The sequence below is a fragment of the Pelatocladus sp. genome (assembly GCF_059505505.1).
In genome coordinates, this window is the sequence record NZ_JCACKS010000076.1 from 1 (window position 1) to 10,954 (window position 10,954).

Genomic DNA, 10,954 nt, shown 5'->3' on the forward strand with positions numbered 1-10,954 from the left:
TTGCTTTTACCTACGCTGCAAACTCTCGTTTGTGGGGGGAGAGTGAAAAACTACAAAAATATACTGCTTGCGAATCAAGAAAGTTTAAATATATATAATAAATTAGATTTTGAACAGCTACCTAGTGAAAATATAGAACCTTTTAATCATGCTGTTGATCCAGCTTACATGCTCTATACTTCAGGTTCCACAGGACTACCCAAAGGAGCAATAGTTAGGCATGATGGTGCAATTAACCATATCTATGCTCAATTTGATGAATTAAAACTAACTGAGCAATTTTGTTTTCTACAAAGCGCTCCTTCCTCGACAGATATTTCTGTCTGGCAATTTTTAGCGCCACTTTTAATAGGTGGTAAGACAGTCATAGTAGACATTGAAACTGTTGCGATTCCTGATAAACTATTTAAAGCACTTAAATCAGAAAAAATTACAGTTGTCGAATTAGTACCAGCACTATTTGGGGGCTTACTTGAATATATTTCGGGGCTAGGAATTCACGACAGAGAATTACCTGATTTGAAATGGATGATGGTTGTGGGGGAAGCAGTATCTGTAAGTTGGGTAAATAAGTGGCTCCAAATATATCCTGAAATCAAAATTGTTAACGCCTATGGTCCCACCGAAGCAGCAGATGATATTACTCAGTTTATTGTTAACAAGCCTTTTGATGAAAATCAGCGAACAGTACCAATTGGTAAACCATTAGCAAATTTAAATATCTACATTCTCGATGAGCAAATGCAGCTATTACCCATCGGCGTTCCTGGAGAAATTTGTGTATCGGGAATTGGTGTCGGCGAAGGGTATTGGAAAAATGAAGAAAAAACTAATTTAAGTTTTGTTCCTAATCCCTTTCCAGATGCTAGGAAGAAGTTACCAGAAAATCGTAGAGATTTAATTTATAAAACAGGAGATTTAGGAAGATGGCTCAGTAATGGAAATATAGAATTTCTCGGACGTATTGATCATCAAATGAAGATTCGTGGCTTCCGAGTTGAACTTGGGGAAATTGAAACATTTCTGAGTCAACACCCAAATGTACGTGAAAATATAGTCATAGTTCATCAAGAAGAACCAGGTAACTTGCAATTAGTTGCTTATGTGGTTGCAAAAACAGAACTAGTTCCTAGTATTAGTGAATTGCGTAATTTTTTAAAAGAAAAATTACCTGACCATATGTTACCTTCTACTTTTGTGATACTAGACAATCTACCCATAGCACCAAGCGGTAAAGTAGATCGTAAAGCTTTACCTAAGCCAGATAATCTCCGCCCAATATTAGAAACAGCTTACGTGTTACCCCGAAATGAGATGGAACACACAATAGCTGATATTTGGCAAAAAGTACTTAAGGTGGAAAAAGTTGGTATCCAAGATAACTTTTTTGATCTTGGTGGTCATTCACTAAATGTGCTTCAGGTTTACAGCAAACTGCGGGAACTGTTTAAACCTGATTTAGCAATAACTGACTTATTTAAATATCCAACAATTAGTTCCATAGCCCGGTATTTAAACCAAGAAGAAGACGATAGCTTTGAAAATCAGAGCGATAAATTGAATGAACAGTTAGAGGCTGGAAAAGCAAGATTAAAACAACGCTTTTTACAAAAGAGACAACAGAATCTTTAATAGCGACCAATAAAATTAATTATGGAACATGTAGAATATTTTAATCATAAAACTGGTATGGAAATAGCTATCATTGGTATGAACGGCTGTTTCCCAGAAGCTCCAAATATTGATCAATTTTGGCAAAATATGCGAGACGGAGTAGAATCAATACATAGATTTAGTGATCAAGAATTAAAAAATTTAGGTGTAGATGCAGCTTTACTGAACGATCCAAATTATGTGAAAGCAGAAGGTTTAATCGAAGATATAGACTTATTTGATGCTTCATTCTTCGATATCAGCCCCAGAGAAGCTGAAATTATGGACCCTTCGCTCCGTTTTTTCTTGGAACATTCATGGAAAGCGCTTGAGGATGCTGGTTATAGTTCACAGATATATAAAAAACCTATTGGAGTCTACGCTGGTACGAGTTTTGGCAGTTATCTACTTAATATTTATTCTAATTATGAACTGATAGCTTCTGTAGGTGATAAGCAGATCGAAAAAGCAACTTCTCCAGATTATGTTACTACACTTGTTTCTTATAAATTAAATTTGCAAGGGCCAAGTTATGCAGTTCAAACTACTTGCTCAAGTTCATTAGTCGCTATACATTTAGCCTGTCAAAGTTTGCTCAGTGGTGAGTGTGATATTGCTTTAGCAGGAGGAGTTTCAATCTCCACAGCAGTTGGTTATTTATATAAAGAGGGAGGAATTGAATCTCCTGATGGACACTGTCGTGCTTTTGACGCTAATGCGTCTGGAACAGTAAAAGGAAGAGGTTTGGGTCTTGTAGTTTTAAAACGCTTAGAAGAAGCGATCGCAGATGGAGATTGCATCCATGCAGTCATCAAAGGTTCTGCGATTAATAATGACGGTTCAGATAAAGTTAGCTACACCGCACCCAGCGTCAATGGTCAAGCAAAAGTAATTAGAGCTGCTCAGGTGATGGCTGAGGTCGAACCTGATACTATTAGCTACATTGAAGCGCATGGAACCGGAACTTCCTTAGGTGATCCCGTTGAAATTGCTGCTTTAACACAAGCTTTTCGGACTAAAACTCAACAAAAGGGATTTTGTGGGATTGGTTCTGTCAAAACTAACATTGGCCATTTAGATTCAACTGCTGGTGTTGCGGGTTTAATTAAAACTGTTTTAGCCCTAAAACATAAACAAATTCCCCCCAGTTTGAACTTTGAAGAACCATCACCCCAAATTGATTTTGCTAATAGTCCTTTTTATGTCAACAATCAATTATCTGAGTGGAAAACAAACGCTACTCCTCGCCGTGCGGGTGTTAGTTCCTTTGGTTTCGGTGGCACAAATGCCCATGTAATTTTAGAAGAAGCTCCGATAATTAAATCCTCTAGTCCTTCTCGAAATTGCCAATTATTATTACTTTCAACTAAGACAAATATAGCACTAGAAACTGCTACAGAAAATCTTGTTAATCATCTCCAAAAGCATCCTGATTTAAATCTCGCTGATGTTGCTCATACTTTGCAAGTGGGTCGCTGGACTTTAAACCATCGGCGAATGTTAGTTTGTCAAAATCAAGAAGATGCAATTAATGCATTGCAAGATCCTCAAAGAGCTTTTACTTATTATCAAGAACCTTGTCATCGTTCAGTTGTATTTATGTTTTCTGGACAAGGTTCGCAATATGTAAATATGGGTCGAGAGTTGTATGAAAATGAAAACGTCTTTAGAGAGCAAATTGATCACTGCTGCGAACTGCTAAAACCCCACTTGCAAATAGACCTGCGTACAATTCTTTATCCTAGCGAAGAAAAAGTTTTAGAAGCAACACAAAAATTACAGCAAACAGCAATTACTCAACCAGCACTATTTGTAATTGAATACGCTTTAGCTAAGTTGTGGATGGCGTGGGGTGTGCTACCTGAAGTGATGATAGGTCACAGTATTGGGGAGTATCTAGCTGCAACTATAGCAGGGGTTTTCAGTTTAGAAGATGCTCTAGCAATAGTCGCAACGCGGGGAAGACTCATGCAGGAGTTACCTAGTGGTGTTATGCTCTCCATTCAGCTTCCAGAACAGAAAATCCAACAATTTTTAGAAAAAGAAATCTCTTTAGCTGCGATTAATTCCCCTTCTTCCTGTGTAGTTTCGGGTTCAGAAGAAGCAATAGACAAATTGCAACAAAAGCTACAAAAAATTGGTGTCAATTGTAGACACTTGCATACATCTCACGCCTTTCATTCTCACATGATGTCACCTATGATTGAGACTTTTACTCAGTCATTAGAAAAAGTAAAACTCAATCCCCCCAAAATACCATTTATTTCCAATGTGAGTGGAACTTGGATTACTGCAAATGAAGCAACAAACCCTAAATATTGGGCAAGACATTTAAGGCAACCAGTACAATTTAATTTAGGAATTACTGAGTTGCTTAAACAGCCAGAGCAAATATTTTTGGAAGTTGGACCGGGACGGATACTAAGTGGTTTGGTTAAACAACATCAAACAGATGTTATAGCATTAACTTCGATACGACATCCGCAAGAACAACAATCAGATGTAGAATTTCTACTTAATACCTTGGGTAGACTTTGGTTAGTAGGAATTCAAATTGATTGGTCGGGTTTTTATCTAAATGAAAAGCGCCGTCGCGTACCCTTACCTACTTATCCTTTTGAACGAAAAAAGTATTGGCTTGAGGTAAATCGAAATGCGACTTTGGGAATGATGTCGCCAAAAACTTCAGATAAGAAATCAGATATTGCTGATTGGTTCTATGTTCCTCGTTGGAAAGAATCAACAGCAATTGAGCTTTTTCAACAGGAAAAACTGCTAGAACAAAATTATTGTTGGTTAATTTTTGTTGATAACTATGGAGTGGGAGCAGAAATTGCTGAACGACTCAAACAACAAAATCAAGATGTAATTTTTGTCAAACTTGGAGAGAAATTTAGCAAGCTTGATGAGTGTACATATACCATAAATCCTGAAGAAAGGGATGACTATGATACCTTATTGCAAACACTAAAAGAACAGAATTGGATTAGTCAAGCGAAGCAAATCGTACATTTTTGGAGCGTTACTCCTAACAATACCTTACCTAAACAAGAGCTAGACACACAAACACAATATCAGTTTTTTGAGGATTGTCAAAATCTCGGTTTCTACAGTCTGCTGTTTTTGGCACAAGCTTTAGCAAAACAGAATATTATTGATCCAATAAAGTTACTCGTTGTCACCAGTAATATAAATGATGTCACTGGTAGCGATAATTTATGTCCTGAAAAAGCAACTATTTTAGGACTATGCAATGTCATTCCGCAAGAGTATCTCAATATAAATTGCTGTTGCTTTGATATTATACTTCCAGACTCTAAAATTAAGCCATATTCAACATTAATAAATTCACTTTTGACAGAATTTATAACACCAATAACTGATAATTTAATTGCTTACCGTGGTAATCATCGCTGGATAAGAATATACGAAACTGTACAGTTAAATGAGAACATTATCAGCAAAACCAAACTAAGAAAACAGGGTGTTTACGTAATCACTGGTGGGCTTGGTCGCCTTGGTTTAGCAATGTCAGAATACTTAGCAAAAACAGTGCAAGCTAAGTTAATTTTAATTAGCAGAAAAAGTATCCCTGAAAAACATCAATGGTCATCATGGCTTAGTAACCATGATGAATCTAATGAAGTCAGCCAAAAACTTAAAAAACTGAGCAAAATTGAGAAATTAGGTGCAGAAGTTCTAACTATTCGCGCTGATGTAGCTAATGAACAACAAATGCAAAAAGCTATAGAATTAGCTAAAGAAAGCTTTGGTGAAATTCATGGGCTAATTCACGCGGCGGGAATTAACGATGATGCATATTACACGATTGAAGAAAGTTCTAAAGCTCAAAGTCAATCACAATTTCATCCTAAAGTATATGGACTATTTATTTTAGAAAAAGTTTTGCAAAATCAAAAATTAGATTTTTGTTTATTCACATCTTCATCATCATCTGTTTTAGGAGGTTTAGGGTTAACTTCCTATTCTGCTGCTAATATTTTTATGGATGCCTATGCTCACAAGCAAAACCAAATAAATTTATTTCCTTGTATTAGTGTGAATTGGGATACTTGGCAATCTCAAGAAGACGACATCCAGGATCTAACTGTGGGAGTGGCGTTAGAGAAATTACGCATGACATGGAAAGAAGGTATAGACGTTTTTAGGCGTGTATTATCTCTAAGTAAAATTCCTCAAATTATTGTTTCTGCTGGAGAATTACAACCCAGAATTGATCAATGGATAAAACGAGAGTTTTTGCAAAAAAATAGAGATACTTTATCACTTCAGTGCAGAGCAAATTTGCAAAGCGAATATGTCCCAGTTCGCAACAATGTAGAACAAATAGTTGCAACAACTTGGCAAAAAGTCTTAGGAATTGAAAAGATTGGTATTTATGATAACTTTTTTGATTTGGGAGGTAGTTCTCTCATCGGTGTTGAGGTGATTTCCCAGTTACAAAAAGAATTCAATACCCATATTCCGATAATCAGTATTTATGAAAGACCAACTATTAGTTCGCTTGCTGAGTTTTTAAGTAGCGATGAACAAGCTAATTTACAAAAAGACTCTTACCGGACTCCAGCAAGATCTGCTTCCATCAAGCGTCGTAAAGAAGCCAGACAGAATTATCGAAGAGAAAGTAAAAAGTAGAAAATAAAAAAATAAATCCTTTGTGGAGTGGAAAATGGCATTGAGTCAGCAAAGACAAGGAAAAAATCAGCAGAATTTATTTTTGGAAAATGAGCTAACACCAAGGTATGCAGTTGCAAATGAAGTGATGCAATTATTTGCGCCATCGAACAGCTTAGTCTCTACAGAAGCCAATATGGCTGTGAAAACTGATGCGTTAGTTGATGATTTTGTAAATGCCATTCACACCAATTCTGAGATTGAATTTAATGCATTACTAGAAACATTTGTTGATAGTCAAGTTCCTATTAATCCTGCTAACTTCGATAACTACCTGGAATATTTAGCAAATAATGTTGTTAATCATTCCATACATACATCTTCACCACGATTTATCGGTCATATGACTTCGGCGCTACCCTGTTTTGTGCGACCTCTTGCGAAACTGATGACAGCAATGAATCAAAATGTTGTCAAAATAGAAACAGCTAAAGCCTTTAGTCCATACGAACGTCAAGCTTTAGCAATGATGCATAGGTTAATTTATAATTTTTCTAATGAATTTTATAGGGAGCATGTCCAAAATAGCCAAAGTACTTTAGGTATATTGGTTTCTGGAGGAACCGCAGCAAACATCATCGCATTATGGTGCGCTCGAAATAAATCCTTGGGTGCAAAAAATAATTTTCCTGGTGTAGAAAAAGCAGGTTTAGCAGCAGCTTTAGATTACTATGGTTATCAAGGAGCAGTAGTAATTGGCTCTGAATTGATGCATTATTCTTTTGAAAAAGCAGCAGATTTATTAGGCATAGGTACGCATGGTTTAATCAAAATTCCTACTAATATTAATAATCAAGTAGACTTATCGGCATTACGTCAAGCTATTGCAGATTGTCAGGCCAAAAATTTACATATTATTGCGATCGCAGGAGTTGCAGGGACTACCGATTCTGGTAACATAGATTCACTTTCAGATATAGCAGATATTGCTCAAGCAGCAAATGTTCATTTTCATGTAGATGCTGCTTGGGGTGGACCACTCATATTTTCCGAACAACATCGACAAAAACTTATTGGTATTGAACGCGCTGATTCAGTCACAATTGATGGACATAAACAGCTGTATTTACCCATGGGTATTGGTATGGTATTTACGCGTGAACCACAGCTAGCTTCATCGATTGAAAAAAATGCTAGCTATACCATGCGTAAAAATTCATTCGATTTAGGTAAACGTGCCTTAGAAGGTTCTCGTCCGGGAATGGTATTATTTTTACATGCTGGGCTACATTTAATCGGGCTGAAAGGTTATGAATTTTTGATTGATGCAGGAATTGAAAAAACCCAATATATGGCTGCTCGGATTGCTACTATGCCCGAATTTGAGTTATTATCTCAACCGGATATAAATTTGCTTCTTTATCGCTACATTCCGGAGTCTTTAAGAGAACTTGCAGCTAAAAATGAATTAACAGAAATTGATAATCACCAAATTAATATATTTAATGAACGCTTGCAAAAAACTCAACGTCAAGTTGGTCGTACTTTTATTTCACGAACAACAAAAACAATCACTTGTTTAGAAAAAGAAACTTCAGTGACTGCATTGCGTGCTGTTATTGCTAATCCGCTTACTACTCAAGATGATATTGATGCAGTTCTAAATGATCAAATTCAGATTGCTTTAGATTTATCAACATCAGATTCTTTAGAAGCTAATCATACCAATTATGTATGAAGATGCGCATGCGCTACACAAAAAATAAAAACGAACCGCGAAGGTACAAAGAAAAGAGGTATGGAGAGAATTTGGTGCAGCTTTACAAGGAAATGGTTTTAGGTATTTATTATGAATAATAATGATCAGGAAAAGAATAAGTTTGATGACAACGATGAGATAGCCATTATTGGTATAAATGGACGCTTTCCAGGTGCAAAAAATGTTGAACAGTTTTGGAAAAATTTGCGAAATGGAATAGAATCAATTTCTCATTTTACAGATGAAGAATTGCTAGCTACAGGTATAGATCCAGATTTGCTCAACAATCCAAATTATGTAAAAGCAGCAAGTATAATAGAAGATGTTGATCTGTTTGACGCCGCATTTTTTGGATTTACTCCTAGAGAGGCTGAAATTACAGACCCACAGCATCGTCTATTTTTAGAATCTGCCTGGGAAGCTTTGGAATCTGCGGGTTATGATTCCGAATCATACGACGGTAAAATTGGGGTTTTTGCTGGTGTAACTAATAGTAATTATTTATTTATTAATTTAGCTTCTAATGAAGAATTAATGCAATCTGTAGATTCATTCAATATTTTTATTGGTAATGAAAAAGATAATTTAAGTACACAAACTTCTTATAAATTAAATCTGACTGGACCAAGTATAAATGTTCAAAATAATTGTTCTACATCCTTAATAGCTGTACATTTAGCCTGTCAAAGTTTGCTCAATGGAGAAAGTGATATTGCTTTGGCTGGTGGTGTTTCTATAGCCAAGTTACCTCAGAAATCTGGTTATCACTATCAAGATGGTGTTATTCATTCCTCTGACGGACATTGTCGGACTTTTGATGCTAAGGCTCAAGGAACAGTGTTTGGCGATGGTTTAGGAATTGTTGTGTTAAAAAGATTGGATGATGCTGTTAATGATGGCGACTTTATTCATGCTGTAATTAAAGGTTCGGCTATCAATAATGACGGCTCTTTAAAAGTTGGATATACAGCACCTAGTGTTAATGGTCAAAGAGAAGTAATTTTAGAAGCACTTGCTTTGGCTGGTGTTGAACCGGATACAATTTCTTATATTGAAGCTCATGGAACTGCAACTCCCTTGGGAGATCCAATTGAAATCAAAGCTCTTACACAAGCTTTTCGTTCTAGCACAAATCAAAAAACTTTCTGTGCTATTGGCTCAGTAAAAACTAATATTGGGCATTTGGATACAGCAGCAGGTGTGACAGGTTTAATTAAAACAGTTCTTGCATTAAAACATCAACAAATACCCCCTAGTTTACATTTTGAAAAACCTAATCCAGAGATAGATTTTGCTAACAGTCCTTTCTATGTCAACACCAAATTATCAGAGTGGGAAACTAACGGTTTACCTCGTAGAGCAGGTGTAAGTTCTTTTGGTGTTGGCGGGACAAACGCCCATGTAATTTTGGAAGAAGCTCCAGTTGTAGAGACGTGCCATGGTGCGTCTCTACAATCACGCCCTTGGCAATTAATATTATTATCAGCCAAAACTAGCACAGCCTTAGAAACTGCGACAGCAAATTTAGCTACTTACCTTCAACAACATCCTAATATAAACTTGCCTGATGTAGCTTATACTCTACAAGTAGGTCGTCGGGCTTTTGAGCATCGGCGCATTGTTGTTTGCAAAGATCTGAAGGATGCAGTTAATTTACTCAAAAATCAAGAGCCAGAACGTGTTTTTAGTAACCATTGGCAGCCAAATCGTTGCCCAGTTATTTTCATGTTTCCTAGACAAGGCTCAGAATATACAAACATGGGTCGGGAATTATACGAAGTTGAAGCGACATATCGCAGACATATAGATAGTTGCGCGAAAATTTTGCAACCTCATCTCGGTCTTGATATCCGTGAACTACTGTTTCCACAATCAGAAACAATGGAAACAGCTAGCCAAAAACTAAAGCAATCAGACATCGCTCAAAGCGCATTATTTGCAGTTGAATATGCCTTAGCTGAGTTATTGATGTCATGGGGAGTAAGCCCAGAGGCGATGATTGGTGACGGTATTGGGGAATATGTTGCAGCTGCGATCGCAGGTGTGTTTTCTCTTGAAGATGCGCTAGCAATAGTAGCAAACCAAGGACAACTACAGCTGCTCAAAAAAGTTCAACTCAACCCACCATGTATTCGTTTTATTTCTCATGTAACTGGTAGTTGGATTACAGATGCACAAGCTACAAATCTCAACTATTGGAGCCAGAGTTTACAACAAACCGAAAATTTTTCCGAGAGTATTTCTCAACTATTACAGCAGTTTGAAGGTGTTTTTATAGAGGTGGGACCGGGAGCAAATTTAAGTACAATCACCAAGCAACATTTAGATATTAATGCTAAACAACATGTACTAACTTGCTTATCTCAAGAACAACTATCAGATGTCAGCTTTTTGTTAGAGATATTAGGTAAATTGTGGCTTTTTGGTGTTGAAATAGATTGGTCAGGATTTTATACTGAAGAACAGCGTCACCGTCTACCTTTACCTACTTATCCTTTTGAACGACAAAGATACTGGATTGAAGCTAAAAAGCCAGGTAAAAACAATAATCAGACTTCAGGTTCACTAATCAAAAAACCTGATATAGCTGACTGGTTTTACATTCCTTTTTGGAAGCCTTCCTTACCTCCAGTACAACTTAATAACGAAGAACTACTACCTGAGAAATATTGCATTTTAGTATTTATCGATGAATGCGGCTTGGGTATTAACTTGGTCAAACGACTAAAAAAACAAAACCGAAATGTAATTACTGTAAAGATTGGTGATGAATTTCAGCAGATAGGCGAGTCTGAATATACTGTCAATCCGGTCAATCATCAGGATTACGATGTTTTATTTCAAGAATTATTTAAAAAAAACTAGAGCGGTAAAACTTGCTAGAGGAGCATACTCTCAAGACTAGCC

General features: G+C 36.6%; 4 protein-coding genes. All 4 read left to right on the top strand.

Going from position 1 to position 10,954, the window contains the following annotated elements:
• Positions 1-1,632 (top strand): non-ribosomal peptide synthetase (locus tag AC5JMK_RS07230; protein ID WP_495909751.1); only part of this gene is annotated, 1,632 nt, incomplete at its 5' end.
• A gap of 21 nt (positions 1,633-1,653) precedes the next feature.
• Positions 1,654-6,309, top strand: coding sequence for a type I polyketide synthase (locus tag AC5JMK_RS07235; protein WP_495909752.1), 4,656 nt, complete (start codon positions 1,654-1,656; stop codon positions 6,307-6,309).
• Between the two features lie 34 nt (positions 6,310-6,343).
• Entirely contained in the window at positions 6,344-8,026 is a 1,683-nt protein-coding gene (panP, locus tag AC5JMK_RS07240; RefSeq protein WP_096679470.1) for a pyridoxal-dependent aspartate 1-decarboxylase PanP, read from the top strand.
• Between the two features lie 111 nt (positions 8,027-8,137).
• Complete coding sequence (locus AC5JMK_RS07245; RefSeq protein ID WP_495909753.1) at positions 8,138-10,912, top strand: type I polyketide synthase; 2,775 nt, start codon at positions 8,138-8,140, stop codon at positions 10,910-10,912.
• Positions 10,913-10,954 lie beyond the last annotated feature (42 nt).